The following is a 1,001-nucleotide window of genomic DNA, read 5'->3' as shown; positions in this document are numbered from 1 at the left end:
GGCTGCTCTGGTGCGTGTTGCTTCCGAGTCGGAGACGTTGAATATCCGTTTCAGGGAAAATGAAAACGGTGGTGCGGATGTAATAGTTCGGGATGGTGCGGGCTGGGGGCCGGAGATCGTGGATTTCGGTGATCTGAACGATCCGTTGGATAGTGCGATGGATTATATGCAGGCTTTGTCCACGACCGGTTTCGATCTAGAGGTCGACTATTTGTATCGTGTGGGAATACTCAGGTTGACCCGTGACCGCGTCTTTGTCGCGATGTGTTTCCACCACACGGTTATCGACGGGGCTGGTATGGCGATCTGGGCGCAACGCGTTCTGGATGTTTATTCCGCATTGAAAAGCGGGCACACCGTACCCCCGAGCGAGTTCGTCGGTATAGCCGAAATTCTGGAACACGACCGCCGCTATACGGAAGAACGTAAATCGATCGATCGCGATTTCTGGTTGCGAGAACTCGCTCCGAATCGAAATCCTTTCCGGGTGTTCGGAGATGCGTCTCCGAACAGTTCCGGTCGTCTCAGCGCTTCCCTGCCTATCACGCGTGAGATGCTCGATGACTTGACTCGGACGGCCGAGTCCATCGGCGTGAAACTGCCGTTCCTCCTGATCGCGGCGGTGACGGCTGCGCTCTACCGATACTCGCCCCGCGACAAAGGCTGTATCCAAGTGCCTTTCTCCAACCGGGATGGTCTTTCCAACCGCACGCCCTGCCTACTTTCCAACACAGTCCCCCTGGCATTGGATATCGGGGAGGAGATATCCCTGGCCGACCTTGCCTTGCACGTGCGTCACACAATGCTGAAGATCAGGCGACACACCAAATACGGCATCAGTGATCTACGCAGAGAGCTACGAGTTGCCGCTGATACCGTCAACCCGTTCGGGCCATCGATCAACATTCTTCCATTCTTCGACGCCCTGAGGACATCATCGGGCACCGCGGAACTGAAAGTCGTCTCCTCCGGCCGCAGCGGAGAACTCTCGATAACCTGCT

1 protein-coding gene is annotated in these 1,001 nt (G+C 56.2%); it reads left to right on the top strand.

The genetic code is table 11. The features are described 5' to 3' along the window. Positions 1–10: 10 nt before the first annotated feature. A partial coding sequence (locus ACX4ZE_RS22790) for a condensation domain-containing protein (protein WP_480275511.1) occupies positions 11–1,001 on the top strand: 991 nt, incomplete at its 3' end.

It is taken from the genome of Nocardia sp. TBRC8007 (assembly GCF_056629435.1).
This window is presented reverse-complemented; position numbering and strand designations above follow the sequence as displayed.